Source organism: Moorena sp. SIO4G3 (assembly GCF_010692305.1).
GTDB lineage: Bacteria > Cyanobacteriota > Cyanobacteriia > Cyanobacteriales > Coleofasciculaceae > Moorena > Moorena producens_A.
The window spans coordinates 1-17646 of the sequence record NZ_JAAHIG010000179.1 but is presented as its reverse complement, the minus strand read 5'-3'; the positions used below and the strand labels follow the sequence as shown (position 1 = coordinate 17646).

Sequence of the window (17646 nt, the reverse complement as noted above, 5' to 3'; positions counted from 1 at the left end):
TTGTAAATATTGCTGGAGATGGGGAAGAGGGTTGGGAGTATGCTCAAGCCTTTACCTATGACCTGATTGTGCTGGAAGTGGATTTACCCAAGCTCGATGGTATCAGCTTGTGTAAGCGACTACGGCAGGCAAGCTATGATAGAGGGATTTTGCTGTTGCTTTCTCAAGCAGCTATTGCTGAGCAAGTCAAGCTTAATGCTGAAGCTGATGATTATATTGTTAAACCCTTTACAGCCAAGGATCTGTTGACTCGGATTAGGACATTACTGCGTCACCACAGTGTTTCTGGATTAAGGCTACTGGAATGGGGTGATGTTTGCCTAGACCCGAGTACCTGTGAAGTAACTTATAAAGGGCAACTGCTCCATCTCTCACCAAAGGAATACGGTCTTCTAGAACTATTCCTGAGCCATCCGCGCCGAGTATTTAGTCAGAGTATCATTCTCGAACATCTGTGGTCATTTGAAGACCCTCCTTCACCAGAAACAGTTAGGGCACATGTTAAGGGGTTAAGGCGCAAGCTCAAGAGTGTTGAAGCTGATGATGTGATTGAAACTGTCTATGGTATGGGCTATCGCCTCAAGAGCTTACCGAGGAGCAAGATAAAGAAACTCAAACCAACCCCAACAAGGTTCAATCAGCCTTGGGAACGTTCTAAAGGAACCATCTGGCGTCAGTTTGCCACTGTAGAACAGGCGGTTAATGCTCTCGAAGCCGGACATCTTACTGAGGAGCTGCGAAAACAAGCCCAGCAGCAAGTCCACAAGCTGGTGAGAGCTTTAGATAAGTTTGGCTTAGTGGAAGGATCACGGCTAGCCCAAACTATTGAGTACTGGCTACAGGAAGTCAGTATAACCAAGACAAGGAACTCCGGTAAACGGAGATATCGGTCAAGACGCAGGAACTATGACAACCAAATAGAATTACCTAGTCCTCAATTACAGCAACTAAGCTCCCCAACTAATATTCAAAATCTGGCATCTTTGCTAGCACTTCTGTCTGAAGAACTCCAGCAACCTCCATCAGCATGCTCTGGTGATGTCAGTAGTGAGTTGGAAGATAATTCAACCATTACTGTCTTAAAAGAGCCTGAACTAACCGAGGATAATAGATCACAACCCCTGGCACCGGACCAATTACCAAAAAAGCTTCCATTGATTTTAGTTATCGATGGAGACGTGCAACTGACACAACAGTTGGAAAGAGAAGCAGTGAATTGGGATATGCAAGTAAAAGTTGTCCTAGATCCCAGGCAAGCCAGAGTTGTCATGGATCAAGAAATACCTGATGTTGTGCTACTGGACTTGATGTTTCCCAATTATCGAGAGGACGGAATCGCACTCCTCAAATATTTCCAGAACCAATACCCTCAAATCCCAGTAATCGTTTCTACACAGCAAAATCGGTTTAGAGATCGCGTTGAGGTTGCTCGTCAGGGAGGACGGGCGTTTTTATCCAAACCCGTTACCCCAATACAGTTACTAGAAACCGTTGAAGATGTTTTAAATCAAGACAGACCTTCCACCGCCAAAGTGCTGGCAGTAGACGATGATCCCCTAGTGCTGGAAAGTATACGACACTTCCTACAACCTTTAGGAGTGCAGATTATTACCTTAGAAGAACCCGATCAATTTTGGGAAGAGCTCGAAGGGACAGCACCTGATCTACTGATCTTGGATTTAGACATGCCCCAATTCAATGGGATTGAACTGTGCCAAGTTGTGCGCAATGATCGCATCTGGCATGGATTACCTATCCTATTGCTTTGTGAACACCAAGACTCTGAAACAATTCACCGCATTTATCAAGCTGGAGCTGATGACTATATCTTTAAACCGATAACGAAATCCGAGTTAGTCACCCGTGTTTTCCATCGTCTAGAGCGTACCAAACTGCTCCGTAGTTTAGGAGAAACTGACCAATTAACTGGTGTGGCTAATCGTCGTCAATCTACCATAGAATTCAACCGATTACTGCACTTATCCCAACGCTACCATCAACCTCTTTGCTATGCCTTATTGGATTTAAACAACTTAAAGCAGGTGAATGAGCAATATGGTCATGTGATGGGAGATAGAATTCTGAAGCGGTTAGGACAAATCTTGCGGCAAAAGTTTCGCAGTCACGATATAGTGGCCCGCTGGGGAGGTAAGGAGTTTTTCATCGGGATGTATGGTCTCAATCGACAGGCTGGGGTCAGAAGGCTCCAAGAAATTTTGGAGACTGTTAGTGAAGAATTTCATGACTGTGAGCTAGTGCAGGTAACATTTAGTGCTGGGGTGGCAGAGTACCCTGGGGATGGCACAGACATCGAAAGCCTCTATCGAGCCGCTGATGAGGCTATTGAGCGAGCCCAAGCCACTGGTCAAGATTGTGTATTCCCAGCTCAATCCCTAGCTGGAAACTTCACTCAGTAGTACTTTTTCATGAGTAAAGCGTTCTCTGCCTTAAACCAACCTGATGCGTGATCTATTAAACCCAATTGTTACCAGGTAGGAGGTGAAAAATGGAACCGATACATTCACATTTTATTCACAACTTACTCGACTATTTCACAATTGGGGATAATATAAAGATAGTTTAAAGATTATCGATTCAAAGATATTGATCTTTCATTTGGAGTTAGGCTCAAAAGTATAAAGCTTGAGAGTAGCCATCAAGCATAGGTCATTTTTAAGACCTCATTAGGGTGTAAAGCTTATTTAGTCGAATCCGACAATAGTTCTCAAGAGCGAAAGTGCAGACTTTCCGTTGACCTTAGGTCACGCTACGCGAACGGAATCGACGTTTATTGAGCTAACTCGCAAACCTTTGACCGTAGGTCACGCTACGCGAACGTTGCTTTGTTTCTAATCCGAATATTGGATGGTGAGTCAGGGAATGGTGGTTTTGTGTTGCGGCTCCACGCTTTGAAAAAGCTTAGCGTGAACGCTCACCAAGAGATTGATTGTTGTGGGCTGTCTGAATGGGGCATCTAATCTAATCTCAAAAAAATAGGTTGCAACCCATAGAGTTTGTAGAGCTTACCCTGAATGGATTCTCGTACAGATATGCCCTTAAGGTAAGCCATTCTCGCCCTCGAGCGCGGTGGTAATTGCTCTTTAGGAGCCGCCTTTGGCTAGACTAGCCTTTGCCATTAAGTATAGCCCTTCGATGAAGGGTAAAGTAGGTTGTTGATCCAGAGCCTATTGGCGAGCGCGTCAGTTGAAAGATTTTGATCCAACCCTAGTAAGCAATTACTGATCAGAGTCTCACTAAAAAATTAAGCCTGACTAATAGGGTATAAAACAGGGTATAGAACCGTTTATAGCCTATGAATTTGCTTTTCCCCTCGCTTGTTAAATATAAAATTTCTTGGAAAATTTATCTGCCCATAGCAATAATTTTGGTATTCCAGATCTTAAGGTAGAAGCGTTCTAGGAAACTTTTTTACCAGCCTTAACATCGCTAGTGCCTAATCAATCGATGGGTCAGACCCCTCATGGTTATATCGGTCTGACCTTTCGGAAACTGCTACCAATTATTGTTTCTCTCAATATGGTTAATCAATTGATATGGGATTTAATTTCAAATTAACAAGCCACTCAGCTCATAGGACGTTGACGTTGACTTTGAAAAACTATTTTCAGGTGTTTTTTTAACAAATCTTAATATATTATAAATTAGTAATTTCCGCTAACCCTTTAGTATGAAGCAAATTAACAATTATGTCTGTTACAGGCCATTTAACCGATATTTCCCTACCAGAAGTGTTTCAGTTTATCGCCCAGGGACAAAAAACTGGTTTGCTAAGGTTGCTTCCCTTGCCAAGAAACCAAGTAACCCCTAGGAGAACTCATTATATTTGGGTGTATCAGGGTCACCTGGTGGCAGCTGCAGATCGGTTAGACAATCAAGGTTTGGTATCGCTGATTGTTAAACACTGCGGGGTTAGCGAACGCGTAATTGCTAAGTTAGCTCAGCTGTGTGCCATAGATAAACCTCTGGGTTTATGCCTAAAAACTCAGGGTGCTTTACAGGGTGACCAATTAAAACAGCTATTTCGAATGCAAATTATACAGCATGTTTGTGCTTTGTTTCAGCTCCGAGATGGTCAGTTTAACTTTGAACAGAATGTACCCATACCAACACGAGAAATGACGGGTTTGAGTATGCCAACAAAAATAGCTATGTTGAAAGGATTGCGATCGCTTCGCAACTGGGAAGCTCTGGTAGATAAATTACCTGATCCGAATGGCGGTTTGGTCACTATCAACGGTGGTCAACCTAAATACAGTTTGGACTCTATAGAGTGGCAAGTTTGGGAGTACACCAATGGCAATGTTTCTCTCAAAAGAATTGCAAGGCAACTGAGAATACCAGTAGAAAAAGTCCAACAAGTTGCTTTTAGACTAATCACAATAGGTTTAGTAGAAGAAGTTCCCTTATTAGTTAGCAACTTATGTGATATATCTAGATTGACATGAGGCTAAAGTGTGGTATTATGATTTATTTTTAAACGGGAACAAAACTTCCTTAAAGTATTACTTAAAGGTACTATTAATTGTGGAGGTAAGCACAAATGTATTCCCTCATAGCGCGTTTTAAAGTTGGGAACATATCCGGAATTGCTGGCGCTTTGGTTGATTGCTCAGTTGATCTCATCGTTAATCCAAAGCTGAAAATCTCAATCAAACTAGTCTTGAATACTGCAATATCAAACTAGTCTTGAATACTAAAATCATTTCTTTGGAACTTATCTCGATAAGAAAGGAGTTCAGACGTAGAGGAAGAGTTCTATTTAAACTCAACAGCTCCTGCTTTTTGAGGTATGTTTCCAAGTATTGAAAACAACTATTATAATCTAGCCTCAATCCAGGATTGGATTTATCTAATTCCAACTTAGCTCTTTGTCCAAATGGTCAAACCCATACTATTATAGTACAACATCTTTGCTCCGATCAAAAAAACAACCTTTGTCTGGGATTGATGAGGGGCTGAGTGCTCAAAGGTTGCTTCCCTACCTTGAAAGCCCGCACCAAGCCTAACCTATTTCTTATCCTTATCCTAAGGACTCTCGGCTTTAGTAAACAAAAGCCAAAGCCCAGGGTGACACGTGGGGCTGATCGCGGTTGAGCTAAAACTTGGATTTTGCCGCACAAACCATCTAACACTATATAATTTATTGTCACTCATAGTTGACACTCTCAAGGTGCTCTCTTGGTTTTAATTACCCGACATGTCCCTTAATGGTTACCTAAGCGACTTATACTTGCCAGAACTTTTTCAGTTTTTAGAGAAAGGAAAGAAAACTGGTTGGCTGAGAATTACTGCCTTACCCAGAGTTTCTGGATACCGGCGACCAGTTCATCACATTTGGGTGTATCAGGGTCGGATTGTGGCAGCAGCTAATCGATTAGACCATCAGGGTTTAATTGTCCTGATTGCTCAACATCAGTGGGTTAAACACAGTATAGTCAATAAACTCGCTCAGTCATGTACTCCCAATCAGCCACTGGGTTTATACCTCCAAAGTCAAGGTATTTTACAAACTGCACAACTAAAATGGTTGTTTCAGATTCAAATACAACGGCAAGTGTGTCCTTTGTTTGAACTGAAAGATGGTCGATTTAAATTCGAGCAGAACGTGCCGATTCCAACTTTGGAAATGACCGGTTTAAGTATACCGGCAACAGAAGCAACATTGATCGGGTTAAGGGAACTGCAGCACTGGGAGGCTTTGGCTGAGCAATTGCCTGACCCTGATTGGGGTTTAGTCAGTACCATCTGCGATCCACCCCAATCCCATTATCGACTCAACGTTTTAGAATGCAAAGTGTGGAATTATACAACAGGCAAAGTTTCTCTCAAAGCGATCGCAAAGCAGCTGAAACTACCAGTAGCACAAGTACGGCAGATTGCGTTTAGGCTAATCACAGTGGGTCTTGCACAAGCAAGACCTTTGTTGAAGGATACTTCTCATCAAAACTTGGACAAATCTCGACAAAACCCAATTGCTCTCGACAAACAAAAATATCCATTCCTTAGCTTCCGCCGCAATTCATCCCACGTCCGAAAGCAGTAGCTTCGGCGTTGGATGAGCACACAGGGCAGGGCAAACCCATCTTATTTTTGTACATGCTGGCGGAGTAAGGATGAAGAGCGACAGTGCGACCCCGGTCGGGTTTCCCCACAAGCGTGAACGCCCACCAAGAGAATCAAGTCCTGGTTTTTATCAATTGATTAAATCCTTACGGCTCTTCCGTACTTGTTATGCTAAATTAACAGTTTGGCAAAGGGAGCAGGGAGCAGGGACTTCGGAGCAGTGAAAAAAGACCGTATTTAGAAAATTTTGTTAGTTAAATAGCCTCCTAACCCTTAAACAGTAAGCTTTTTGAGTTTTTTAACTTGAAATTTAGCATAGCAGGTACTGAAGAACCATCCTTACTGGATCAGGCTTTTGGAATTTACATGGGGTTTGCCTCTGAAAGCATCACAAACTGACGTTTTGTGTAAGTTTTATCTAACAGTTCAAATATAAATATCTTCTCCTTGTTCTGTGAATCGAACATCTTTAATATTTAACTCAGAGTTAGCAGTAAGAGTTTTACGCAAACTACCGAAAAGGGCAAATTGCTCACAAGTGGAGAGGGAGACAAACTGCCGCTGGGAATCTGGTGATAGGCGCAAATCGACGGTAGCCACACCAGTATTGGCATTGACCTTCACGCGGTATCCCGATACATTAAAGTCACTGGAGTTACCAGTCTCTAAAACTTTTCCTATAACTGTATTTACTGGATTTCCTACTGGTACAGCTACCTGTTCAGATACCAGAGACTGACACTGACTGTCAGCCCGATAGACATTAAGAATTACTCCGTTAGCTCGATTGCTATTATTATTACCTTGGCTGACTGTAGCCTTAAGCGCGACCTTACCAACCTTGGTTCCTGGTTGAGTTTCTTCCGTAGGTACAGTAATCTTAGGTAGAGTAGTATTAGAGGGTGCTACACCAGTGGTAGAGCTAGCCTCGGTGGCTGGTTGAGCAGATAGATTCCCTACAGGAGTTTTCTGGGAACCAGGATTGTTATCACTCACCAAACCATAGCTACTGAAACCAACGACAATTGCTGCAATCGCAACAGGAGCTAGATAGTGTTGAAAACTTTTCATTTGGCTTCGCTCAAAACAATGCTTCTAGCTGTTGTCTAAAGCAACAGTTACATCAATCAATATTCAAGGCAAAGTGTGGTTGATCAGGATAAAACAGTTAAAAAATAGAAACTAGAAAATAAAAATTGAAATCATTTTCACGCTTATATCCCAATTCTGGCGCATTAGGGCTATAGATCAATTTAATCTTGCCATCTACCGACATTCGCAACACTCGTGACACTCGCAACACTCCCGATCTCTCCATCTGCATCTGTAGTCTTACGTTGAAGAATGGGTATTAACTGTGGGGGAGGCTAAACCCAGCTATCCTGTTGTAATCGCCTTGCTATGCTAAAAGAAGTTCCCCCGTGGAGGACATCCCCGATTCAATCAACCATGACTAAACAACCAGCCCGAATCTGCATTCTCGGTGGAGGCTTTGGGGGTCTCTATACAGCCCTACGCTTAAGCCAGCTGCCTTGGGAAAAGCCCCAACAACCAGAAATTGTCTTGGTTGATCAAAATGATCGGTTCTTATTTTCACCGCTGTTGTATGAACTGATCACTAGTGAACTACAAACCTGGGAAATTGCTCCACCCTATGAAGAATTGTTAGCAAACACAGGTGTACGGTTTACTCAGGCAGCGGTAGCAGGCATTGATGTAGAACAGCAGCAGGTACAGCTACAGACTGGAGCGGAATTTCAGTATGATCGCCTGGTGTTAGCCCTAGGTGGAGAAACCCCTCTAGAGCAGGTGCCTGGGGTGGCTGAGTATGCTATCCCGTTCCGAACTATTACTGATGCCTATCACCTGGAAGAACGGTTACGGATTTTGGAAGAATCCGATACAGATAAAATCCGGATCGCTATAGTTGGTGCAGGTTACTCTGGTGTGGAACTAGCTTGCCATCTAGCAGAACGGTTGGGAGAGCGCGGAAGGTTGCGGTTGATTGAACTCGGTGATGTGATTCTAAGAACATCAACGGACTTTAACCGGGAAGCAGCACGCAAAGCTTTGAATGAACAGAAGGTCTGGATTGATTTGGAAACCAGTGTTGAGTCCATTGGACCTGAAACCATTTCTCTGTTGTATAAAGGACAGGTGGATACTATTCCGGTAGATTTGGTGCTGTGGACAGTAGGGACAAGAGTCACACCAGTTGTGCGATCGCTTCCGCTCAAACAAAACCACCGTGGTCAGCTGATCACCAGCCAAAGGTTACAAGTGGTTGACCATCCCGAAATTTTTGCCCTAGGTGATCTAGCCGATTGCCAAGATGCTGATAATCAACCAGTTCCCAATACAGCTCAATCCGCTTTTCAGCAAGCCGATTATGTGGGTTGGAATGTCTGGGCTTCTTTAACTGGGCGTCCCCTGCTGCCCTTCCGTTACCAGCAGTTGGGAGAGATGATGACTTTGGGGAAAGACAATGCAACTCTTACTGGTTTAGGTGTGAAGCTGGATGGTCCTTTAGCCCACATAGTGCGCCGACTTGCCTATCTTTATCGGATGCCAACTATAGAGCACCAACTGAAAGTTGGCATGAACTGGATGACTCGACCATTAACTGATCTGCTGTCTGGAACATAAAGACATACATACAGGAAAATGGAAAATTGAAATTAAATGAACAATTAACCATTAACAATTAACCATTAACCATGGAAAAACCGCGAGTAATTTTTCTAGATGCTGTCGGTACTCTATTTGGTGTTAAAGGGAGTGTAGGGGAAGTTTATAGTGCGATCGCTAATCAATTTGGGGTTACAGTACCTGCTTCAGCTTTGGACAAAGCCTTTGTCAAAGCCTTCGCCTCAGCAGAACCAGCGGTTTTTCCAGAAACAGATCCTGAAGAAATTCCCCAGCGAGAATTTGAATGGTGGTGGGTGATTGCCTCCCGCACCTTTGAACAAGTTGGTGTACTTGACCAGTTCACCGATTTCATTGATTTTTTTGACGAACTCTATGCCCACTTTGCCACTGGTCAACCTTGGTTAATTTATCCGGATGTTATCCCAGCTCTGAAAGCATGGCAGCATATTGGTATTGAGTTGGGTGTGGTATCAAATTTTGATTCCCGTCTTCATCTTGTCTTAAAAGCCCTAAAATTAGAAGAATTTTTCTCCTCCATCACAATTTCGACCCAAACTGGCTTTGCTAAGCCTGATCCACAGATTTTTGCTGCTGCTTTAGAAAAACATCACTGTAGTGCTCAGGAGGCTTTTCATATTGGTGATAGTTTTCAACAAGACTATCAAGGTGCTCAGGGAGCTGGCTTGAGAGCATTTTTGATCAAGCGCAAACCAATGACTTAACCATTACGCGATGCTCCTAGGTCGCTGCTACGCGAACGCACCAATTGTTTTCCACAACAGTTCCTGGTTGATACCCACTGCTCTGGTATTGTGTGACTGCTTCTTTGAAGAGACTGGCTGTTAACTGTGAATTCTTGGTTCTGGGTAAAGGGTAACCAGCAACTCACTTTCTTTAACTGCTAACTCATCCAACCGCTGAGCTACCAGTACTCGCTCAAAATAGGTATCAGCCAGTACCCAGTAAACACCATAGTGACGAGCCTCAGATGCCATCAAGCTACGATAAAATTTTGCTAAAGATGGATCACAACAGTGAGTTGCTAGTAATCCCAAACGTTCGTGAGAACGAGCCTCGATCAGTCCAGCAACTAGTAAAGAATCCAACAACCGTTCTGGTTCGTTTCGGCGAATCTGAGCTTTCAATCCAGCTCCATAGGGTGGTGAAGAAAGCGGACCTAAGGGAATGCTACGTCTTTCTAGCCACTGGTTAACTTGCTCGAAATGTTCTAGTTCCTCACGGGCAATGACTGTCAGCTGACGCACCAGTTTACTGTAGGATGGGTAGCGAAACATTAAATTCAGTGCTACTCCAGCCGCTTTACGTTCACAATGGGAATGGTCAAGTAAAATAACATCAAGGTTTGCAAGGGCTTGCTCGATCCAAGCCTGGCTAGTAGGTTGTTTGAGGGTATTAATCAAAGGCAGACCAGAAGAAGACACGCTTTTTGCTCACATCAAAGTAGTTGCCTGGTTCATTGCATACAGGCTTTGGTATCGGTAGGCAATGCTATTAATTTTAACTGAATTGTGTCAATCCCCGTCTTGTTAAGGGGCAGGTGTAATCCCTTCAAAAACTGGGTTCAAGACCCAATTTTGTAGCAACAAGTTGTGTCGGAAACCCCGACTTACCCGTAGCCAATCCGGGTAGTTCATGATAAATTTACATAGATACTACACATAGACACTTAGAAGACAAGTTAAACTAACTACTTGAGCCTATTCCTCAAACTATTACATTTAACGACTCTATTCAGGAATAGCAAATCTCTTAAAAGGAAGACCACTCTGAAAGAATCGGTGCATCAATCTATAAATAGGTATGAGGCTCATGGTATTAGGTATTAGGTACAACAAAAGCAGTTGATAGCCTCTGTGCTTGAGGAGGGGTGCTTCATACGCTGGTCATAAACCGCTTAGCCATTTAACCTAGAACTCTGATGCCTAAAGCCATTAACCTTAAATTTTATATGAAGGGGTCTACCTGATATTTAACGCAATTAAATTTGGATAAGTAAAGTAATGACCCACCGTCGTATTGTTATCGGTGACGTTCATGGTCACTATAATCCTCTTATGGCCTTATTGGATGCGATCGCACCCACTAGTGACGACACCGTTTATTTTCTCGGAGACTTGATTGATCGAGGACCGATGAGTTCTCAGGTTGTGGAATTTGTCAAGCAAAACGCTCACCCCTGTTTATTAGGTAATCATGAGCTGATGTTACTAGAAATTATCGGTAACAATTCAGTACCTAACTCAACACGACAAGCCTGGCTCTATAGTGGTGGTGAAACTACTATCAACAGCTATGGCGGAAAAGTCTCTCAAGATCATCTAGATTGGATAAAAACACTGCCAACCTACATTGATTTAGGAGATACCTGGCTAGTTCATGCCGGAGTTAATCCTCGCATGACCATCGAGGAGCAAACCGTTGAGCAATTTTGTTGGATTCGGGATGAATTTCACAGCATGCGTGAACCTTACTTTCTCGACAAGCTGATCATCACGGGTCACACCATGACTTTTACCTTACCAGGAGTGGCTCCCGGTACCATAGCCCAAGGTTGTGGTTGGCTAGATATAGACACTGGTGCTTATCATCCCAAAAGTGGTTGGATGACGGGTCTAGACATTACCAATAATCTTGTTTATCAAGTTAACGTCTTTCGGGGTGATGTTCGCCAATTCCCCTTGGAAGAAGCCGTGACCAAGATAGAGCCTAGTAAAATATGCCGACGTCAAGTGTTGAGTACCTCGTGACGGTGATATAGGTTAACAAAAAGACTATTGAGCAAGCTTTCTGCTCTTGAGCTAGCTGTGCTTATCTGAGCACTCGCCCTCCACGACCTGTTGTCCTTTTGAGGGCAGCTTTTTTCTGGTTGCGGACTACACGAGTTTTGTTTTTGTAAGCACGATTGTTTAATCCATCACCAACATAAGCACGATTTGAATCGATAGACTGCTCCAAGGAATCAATTCGGTCTGCTGTTGACGGATGAGTACTCAAAAACCCTGGAATAAAGCCTCTTTGCTTGAGGAGTTTTTTCATAAAGTCTACTGATCCTATCGGAGCATAGCCTGCTTGTTTTAAGTTCTTGATACCTAGTTCATCAGCTTCAAATTCATGCTGACGACTGTTGGGACGACGTAGTGCTAATTCCACACCCAGATTAACCATCGTGTTGCTATCAACTCCAGCCGCTTCTGCTAAACCTCTAGCGATCGCGGCTTGCTTAATTTGCTGGATACTATGACGACCTACAATATGACCAATCTCATGAGCCATCACACTTGCCAGTTGAGCTTCATTGTCTGCTGCTGCGATTAAACCCGTGTTAATATAAACAAATCCTCCCATGGTAGCGAAGGCATTAATATTACCATCATCAACCACCTGAAATGTATAGTTAATATTTGGGCGTTCGCTCCTTTTAGCTAGTCGCTGACCAATTTGATCAACATAGCGATTAATTTCCCGATTGCGATAGAGCTTAAATTGCTTGCCAACAAGTTGCTGATTAATTTGCTGACCAATTTGGACTTCCTGTTGATCAGACATATTAGATAACTGGATAATCTGAATACCACGCAATAGCAGCTCTAACCAGGGAACCCCTTGGGCGATCTGGGCTGTTCCCACCACCAGAGTCAGGGATAGAAGGATGCTGATTAACGGATACAACAAATGACGTCGATAACGGAAGTAAATCGATAATATATTGCTGAACATAGCAAAATTATGAATTATTAAATCGAAAAGAGATTATTTTAGCTATTTGGGTTTGCAGCCATGACTTGCTGTAGAGGAGCCTTGTCTTTAGGAGCATAAGTCAACTATCTAATAATAGTTGTATTCCCTAATGACTGACCAGTAACATTCCTCGTTATGGTTGAACCCCAAATAGGGTAATATGTTCCACAGACGAACCTGGTGTTTGTTATTCTCACTCACCAGTTATGGATAACTTTAATTATAGGTATTAGTTATGAGGTATTAGGTACATCAAAAGCAGTTAACAGCCGACCTGCTTTAAGAGGAGCGCTTTATAACTAGGTTAGAACCCCCTTAGCCATTCAACCTAGAGCCAGCGAACCTTAAGGAGTTATCTTTACACTATACAATTTGCACAAAAACACCTAACCAATATGGCTATTTTGGATTCTAAAGGACGTTTGTTTGGCAAGGTGAGCATTATCGACTTCGGTGCTGCCTTGGTGATTTTGTTGGTAGTTGTAGGAATTTTCTTCTTTCCTGGTGAGTCTGGTTCCGTTGCCCAACTCAATAGCACCAAACCAGTAGAAGTAGATGTTATTGTCCGGGGGTTAAGCTTGCTTGAACCAGAGGTGTTGGTCAATCAGTTGGAGGAGACCAAGAAGACTAATATTGTGATTCGTAAGCAACCCTATGGTCAGGTTGACGTCAAATCCGTCAAAATTCTGCGTAGAAGTGTCCTGGTGCCACAACCAGATGGCTCTATCAAAGAACTACCAGATCCCAGACCTAGCTTTTATGGGATTAATATGTTACTCACCTTAGGTGGTAAAGCAACAATCACCAAAGATGGAGTAGTCCTGGGCAATAGCAAGATTAAAATTGGTACTCCGGTAGAGTTAGAAGGTAGAGATTATAACTTCAACGCCAGTGTGATTAATGTCAGAGTCAATTAATCACGAGTGATGGGGTGAATTGAACTAAGAATTGATGCCATACACCCCACCATCCCGCACCCGCAAGGGAGCCATTGTCATCATTTGTTGACCTCACTTAGTATCAGCTTTTTGCACCGAAGCATCATTGATTCCCAGGGTAAGCCTTAGAGGTTTCCGGTAAGGATAGGCTCTAGCAACTTGCCGGTAAACGTCATAGTTAGTAGGTAGTGTCACTATCTGTGCCCCCTCTTTATAGGTGATATCGTATTTAACTGTACGCAACAGCTCTGGCTTGCTAGGCTTATGATGAAGTGGCTGACGCTGTTCTACCTCATCAATGGTTGGTTTTGGTGGGACAACTGGCCACCATAACCCCTTGTCATCAGGTCCTGTTACAGCACCTTCTGGTTTCTCACCATTGCGGTTAACTACGGACTTGGAAGCAAACTCCTCAACATCAGGATCTCTATCAGTTGTTGAATTAATAGAATACTCAACTCGCCAGGTTAAGGTGGTAAGTGCTGTAGCTTCATACTCAGTAATAATCACAGTGTTACAACTGCTAAGCACTACTGCTACACAAAAGCCGATCAACATCAAGATAATCTGGCGACGCCGCAACATGCGATCAAGTAGGACATGGAAACTAGTCAAATTCACTCCACCCCATCCAAACTTACGACTAAATGCAATTTGCTCCGCTATACCCTATTCTGTACCAAATTCTCAAACCTGCCTTTCCCAATTGCCTGTGGTCAGGAGCAACGGATTCACCTGCGATCGCACTGACCTTCGATGATGGACCCCATCCACACTACACTCCCAAGTTACTGCAAGTCTTAGACCGCTACCAAGTCAGAGCCAGTTTTTTCTGGTTGGGCGTTTGCGTAAACCAAGCCCCCAGTGTCGCCAGAGATGTTTACCAACAAGGTCACTGGTTGGGACTCCATGGATATTACCATCAGTCTTTTCCCTTTCTAAAACGCGATGCCCTTAAGCAGAGTTTGCTCCTTACCCAAGACGCGATCGCTCAAGCTTGTCAGATTCACCCAGACAAGGTAAAAGATGTTCGTCCCCCTAACGGATTATTTACGCCCCGAACCTTGAATATACTGCACCAGTGGAACTATAGATCAGTAATGTGGAGTGTTGTCCCAGAAGACTGGAAACGTCCTGGTGTCAGTATAATCGTGGAGCGAGTCCTAAAGCAGGTTCAAAACGGTTCCGTGATCGTCTTACATGATGGTTATTATGGAGGACAAGATGTGGTTGAAACTACGGGTGAGTTAATTCCTCAGCTATTGCACCAAGGTTACAACTTTGTTAGTATTAACCAGCTATGGCAGGAAAATTAGTAGTGCATGTTAATTGACTTACGGTTTTCTCGCTCACTGCACCGTAAACTCCTAGAAAAACTGCTTTGCTAGACGCTTCCGGTTTTCCATCTCCGGAACTCCTGTAGTGAACTACTCGGGTCCAATTACCTACTCTATATACTTCATATAGAGTAGAATATCGAGCTTGACGCTATATGTAGTGCTCAGCTAATCTGATAAATTTTAAAAAGAATGAGCAAAACGTAAAAATTGAAATTAGAAATTAAAATAATGATCAACCACTAGCTCTATCGGACGAGGAGAGTTGCTTCCCCTACCCAATGTTGAGATCGTCTTTCTCTGGAGTATTTCCGATGCCCTGGTTCACCATTCTGTTACGCAGGAATAGGGAATTAGGAGCTGGTTAAATGAACTTACTTGGCAGTACTTTCACTTAGGGTCTTACTACATTGGCTAGGTTTATGTGTTACAAGAGTAATGCAAAATAATCATTACCTAGACCCAGAGCTTGTCAATGGTTATCATACAGGACAAGTTAATTAACGTAGTGAAGTCCAACTGTCGGGTTTTATAGAACATTAGTACTAAAATAGTGACTATATTCTAGGCATAAGGGAAAGTGGGTACTTATTGCTACACTTTCTCAAAGCTTTTGACCAGATAAATAAGCTAAATTTTTCAGATAAACACTAGAGCAAAATTTTGTAAATAAGGCTACAATCAAAAAGTCTTCCCAAAATTCAGTATTAACACTTAAATGGATAGTAGATTCACTGCAAGTTAAGTCCAAGGAAATAGAGTCGATCTAATTCCTACGGCTGAAGCGATTCGACCCACCATAGGGTGCAACAAACAAGGTTCTCACTGACTAAGCTATCTTAAGTAGATCAACGGACATCATCTACTGGTCTGAAACTGAAGGAGCATGAGGAAAAAACATGACCCAGGCAAATGAATTACTCGCAACAATCGCTCAACCTCAGAGCGATTTAGAAGTCTTGATTGAGGATGACGTGAACCGAGATGATTTGGTGGACGCTCAACCGGATGAGGAGAATACTAAGCCTGGTAAGGGGCGATCTAACCGTCGCCGAACCCAAAGCAAAAAGAAGCACTATACAGAAGATTCAATTCGCCTCTATTTGCAGGAAATTGGCAGGATTCGTCTACTCAGAGCTGATGAAGAAATTGAATTAGCCCGTAAAATAGCTGATTTGTTGGAATTAGAACGAGTGCGGGAGCGCTTGTCTGATGAGTTAGAGCGGGAACCTGGAGATCGGGAATGGGCAACAGAGGTCGATATGGAGCTGCCAGCTTTCCGTTACCGCTTACACGTCGGTCGGCGGGCTAAGGAAAAAATGGTGCAGTCTAACCTCCGTTTGGTGGTTTCCATCGCCAAAAAATACATGAATCGAGGACTCTCATTCCAAGACTTGATTCAAGAAGGTTCTCTAGGTTTAATCCGGGCTGCGGAAAAATTTGACCACGAAAAAGGCTACAAGTTTTCCACCTATGCTACCTGGTGGATTCGTCAAGCTATTACTCGTGCTATTGCTGACCAGTCCCGGACTATCCGCTTACCCGTTCACCTTTATGAAACCATCTCGCGGATCAAGAAAACTACTAAACTCCTTTCTCAAGAAATGGGTCGCAAGCCCACAGAAGAGGAAATTGCAGATCGGATGGAAATGACCATCGAGAAGTTGCGATTCATTGCCAAATCAGCTCAACTTCCCATCTCCTTAGAAACACCTATTGGTAAAGAAGAAGACTCTCGCTTGGGAGACTTTATTGAAGCCGATGGTGAAACCCCAGAAGATCAGGTTTCCAAAAATCTACTCCGGGAAGATCTAGAAAGTGTCCTTGATACCCTTAGTCCCCGGGAACGTGACGTACTGCGTCTACGCTATGGATTAGATGATGGACGGATGAAGACTTTGGAAGAAATTGGCCAAATCTTTAACGTGACGCGGGAACGGATTCGACAAATTGAAGCTAAAGCCCTTCGCAAACTACGCCATCCAAATCGCAATAGCATTCTCAAGGAATATATCCGATAGAAAACCCTGCTGCTTGATAGCAATCAGGGTTTTCTGTTATCGCTGTATCTACTGGGTGGGGAATAGGGAGTCACTATGAAGTCTGGTTAATCACATATAATACGGTTGGTGCCATGCATGTTAATTGTCAATTGACACCTAACAACTTTTAATTTTCAATTTTCACTTGGCTATCAACCAAACATGATAAGTATTCAAACAGGCATTGTATCACATTCCTTACCCCAATTCCTATCCAGAAATCAGTTCCGGTGCGCTTTCCCTTTGAAGAATTAAATTACGGGGTCGCACCGTTTTGATATTTTAGCTGACATTCCGTAGAACAAACTATGGAATCAGCTAAAAACACATAAGAAAGCTGGAGTTCTAGTGTTGAACTCCAGCTATTTATTGAGATTGACAAATTTAACTAACTATTGGGAACTACATTAAGCCCAAAAAGTGTAGTACACCTTGACCAGTAATATATTCTGTGACTAAAGCAGCGATGAAACCGATCATAGCTAGACGACCATTTAAGTTTTCTGCTTTAGAGGTGAAACCGAACTTGGCTTCGTTAGACTCTTGATTGGACATTGTTCTTTGCTCCGCTAATTTACTCTGTGTAGCCCGTTTATATTAAAAAATGTAACAAATTATTGGCTAAATGTCAATTATCTGCATAGGCAAGCGGGATGAATTGTGTATAAAGTCTTAGTTGATCAATCATGTAAACTTATGTAAAGTATAATTTTCTGTTTTGATCATGATCTCTCGTCGCGCATTTCTCAGCAGTCTGTTGGCTAGCTTTATCGTTTTGCTAGCTTGGATAAATTTTGCCAACCCTGTCCATGCTCTCGGTGGCAAACAACCTCCTCT

General features: G+C 43.0%; 15 protein-coding genes. 9 read left to right on the top strand and 6 right to left on the bottom strand.

Annotation, left to right across the window (positions count from 1 at the left end; genetic code table 11):
* From F6J99_RS26170 to F6J99_RS26160, 3 genes are all read left to right on the top strand, one after another.
* The coding region (locus tag F6J99_RS26170) for a response regulator (RefSeq protein WP_293116717.1) at positions 1-2417 on the top strand (2417 nt) is incomplete at its 5' end.
* A gap of 1290 nt (positions 2418-3707) precedes the next feature.
* Positions 3708-4466 carry a DUF4388 domain-containing protein gene (locus F6J99_RS26165; RefSeq protein ID WP_293116715.1) on the top strand — a complete coding sequence of 253 codons (759 nt, stop codon included), beginning with the start codon at positions 3708-3710 and terminating at the stop codon, positions 4464-4466.
* Between the two features lie 752 nt (positions 4467-5218).
* On the top strand, positions 5219-6064 hold the full coding sequence (locus tag F6J99_RS26160; protein WP_293116713.1) for a DUF4388 domain-containing protein: 846 nt from the start codon (positions 5219-5221) through the stop codon (positions 6062-6064).
* Positions 6065-6510: 446 nt separating this feature from the next.
* Here the strand turns inward: F6J99_RS26160 and F6J99_RS26155 are convergent, their stop codons facing one another.
* Both F6J99_RS26155 and F6J99_RS26150 read right to left on the bottom strand, forming a co-directional pair.
* Positions 6511-7155, bottom strand: a complete 645-nt coding sequence (locus tag F6J99_RS26155; RefSeq protein WP_293116711.1) for a sporulation/spore germination protein — start codon at positions 7153-7155, stop codon at positions 6511-6513.
* A gap of 97 nt (positions 7156-7252) precedes the next feature.
* Entirely contained in the window at positions 7253-7402 is a 150-nt protein-coding gene (locus F6J99_RS26150) for a hypothetical protein (protein WP_293116708.1), read from the bottom strand.
* 131 nt (positions 7403-7533) lie between these two features.
* Here F6J99_RS26150 and F6J99_RS26145 point away from each other — a divergent pair, with 131 nt between their 5' ends.
* Together F6J99_RS26145 and F6J99_RS26140 are read left to right on the top strand one after the other, a co-directional pair.
* Positions 7534-8730, top strand: coding sequence for an NAD(P)/FAD-dependent oxidoreductase (locus tag F6J99_RS26145; protein WP_293116705.1), 1197 nt, complete (start codon positions 7534-7536; stop codon positions 8728-8730).
* 71 nt (positions 8731-8801) lie between these two features.
* Positions 8802-9455: an HAD family hydrolase gene (locus tag F6J99_RS26140; protein ID WP_293116703.1), complete on the top strand. Its 654-nt coding sequence runs from the start codon at positions 8802-8804 to the stop codon at positions 9453-9455.
* A gap of 120 nt (positions 9456-9575) precedes the next feature.
* Here F6J99_RS26140 and miaE read toward each other — a convergent pair whose 3' ends face one another.
* Positions 9576-10175, bottom strand: coding sequence for a tRNA isopentenyl-2-thiomethyl-A-37 hydroxylase MiaE (gene miaE / locus F6J99_RS26135; protein WP_293116700.1), 600 nt, complete (start codon positions 10173-10175; stop codon positions 9576-9578).
* A 579-nt stretch (positions 10176-10754) separates the two neighbouring features.
* On the opposite strand from miaE, the gene F6J99_RS26130 reads away from it, so the two are divergent.
* The gene (locus tag F6J99_RS26130) at positions 10755-11501 is read left to right on the top strand and encodes a metallophosphoesterase family protein (protein ID WP_293116697.1); all 747 of its coding nucleotides are present in this window, start codon (positions 10755-10757) and stop codon (positions 11499-11501) included.
* Between the two features lie 61 nt (positions 11502-11562).
* Here F6J99_RS26130 and F6J99_RS26125 read toward each other — a convergent pair whose 3' ends face one another.
* Complete coding sequence (locus F6J99_RS26125) at positions 11563-12471, bottom strand: M48 family metallopeptidase (protein ID WP_293116694.1); 909 nt, start codon at positions 12469-12471, stop codon at positions 11563-11565.
* 416 nt (positions 12472-12887) lie between these two features.
* Between F6J99_RS26125 and F6J99_RS26120 the strand changes: the two genes are divergently transcribed.
* Positions 12888-13409 carry a DUF4330 domain-containing protein gene (locus tag F6J99_RS26120; protein ID WP_293116692.1) on the top strand — a complete coding sequence of 174 codons (522 nt, stop codon included), beginning with the start codon at positions 12888-12890 and terminating at the stop codon, positions 13407-13409.
* A gap of 93 nt (positions 13410-13502) precedes the next feature.
* Here the strand turns inward: F6J99_RS26120 and F6J99_RS26115 are convergent, their stop codons facing one another.
* A complete protein-coding gene (locus tag F6J99_RS26115) occupies positions 13503-14051 on the bottom strand; it encodes a hypothetical protein (RefSeq protein WP_293116689.1) in 549 nt (182 codons plus the stop codon).
* A gap of 26 nt (positions 14052-14077) precedes the next feature.
* Between F6J99_RS26115 and F6J99_RS26110 the strand changes: the two genes are divergently transcribed.
* Both F6J99_RS26110 and rpoD read left to right on the top strand, forming a co-directional pair.
* Positions 14078-14746: a polysaccharide deacetylase family protein gene (locus tag F6J99_RS26110; protein ID WP_293116686.1), complete on the top strand. Its 669-nt coding sequence runs from the start codon at positions 14078-14080 to the stop codon at positions 14744-14746.
* A gap of 920 nt (positions 14747-15666) precedes the next feature.
* Positions 15667-16788 (top strand): RNA polymerase sigma factor RpoD, encoded by a 1122-nt coding sequence (gene rpoD, locus F6J99_RS26105; protein ID WP_070390974.1) that lies wholly within the window; start codon positions 15667-15669, stop codon positions 16786-16788.
* A gap of 423 nt (positions 16789-17211) precedes the next feature.
* Here rpoD and F6J99_RS26100 read toward each other — a convergent pair whose 3' ends face one another.
* Positions 17212-17364, bottom strand: a complete 153-nt coding sequence (locus F6J99_RS26100; protein ID WP_070390973.1) for a chlorophyll a/b-binding protein — start codon at positions 17362-17364, stop codon at positions 17212-17214.
* Between the last annotated feature and the right edge of the window lie 282 nt (positions 17365-17646).

Excerpts from the sequence above, each read along its gene's own strand:
- F6J99_RS26165 (WP_293116715.1), top strand. The coding sequence starts at position 3,708 with ATGTCTGTTACAGGCCATTTAACCGATATTTCCCTACCAGAAGTGTTT.
- F6J99_RS26160 (WP_293116713.1), top strand. The coding sequence starts at position 5,219 with ATGTCCCTTAATGGTTACCTAAGCGACTTATACTTGCCAGAACTTTTT.
- F6J99_RS26155 (WP_293116711.1), bottom strand. The coding sequence starts at position 7,155 with ATGAAAAGTTTTCAACACTATCTAGCTCCTGTTGCGATTGCAGCAATT.
- F6J99_RS26150 (WP_293116708.1), bottom strand. The coding sequence starts at position 7,402 with ATGGAGAGATCGGGAGTGTTGCGAGTGTCACGAGTGTTGCGAATGTCG.
- F6J99_RS26145 (WP_293116705.1), top strand. The coding sequence starts at position 7,534 with ATGACTAAACAACCAGCCCGAATCTGCATTCTCGGTGGAGGCTTTGGG.
- F6J99_RS26140 (WP_293116703.1), top strand. The coding sequence starts at position 8,802 with ATGGAAAAACCGCGAGTAATTTTTCTAGATGCTGTCGGTACTCTATTT.
- F6J99_RS26130 (WP_293116697.1), top strand. The coding sequence starts at position 10,755 with ATGACCCACCGTCGTATTGTTATCGGTGACGTTCATGGTCACTATAAT.
- F6J99_RS26125 (WP_293116694.1), bottom strand. The coding sequence starts at position 12,471 with ATGTTCAGCAATATATTATCGATTTACTTCCGTTATCGACGTCATTTG.
- F6J99_RS26120 (WP_293116692.1), top strand. The coding sequence starts at position 12,888 with ATGGCTATTTTGGATTCTAAAGGACGTTTGTTTGGCAAGGTGAGCATT.
- F6J99_RS26110 (WP_293116686.1), top strand. The coding sequence starts at position 14,078 with ATGCAATTTGCTCCGCTATACCCTATTCTGTACCAAATTCTCAAACCT.
- rpoD (WP_070390974.1), top strand. The coding sequence starts at position 15,667 with ATGACCCAGGCAAATGAATTACTCGCAACAATCGCTCAACCTCAGAGC.
- F6J99_RS26100 (WP_070390973.1), bottom strand. The coding sequence starts at position 17,364 with ATGTCCAATCAAGAGTCTAACGAAGCCAAGTTCGGTTTCACCTCTAAA.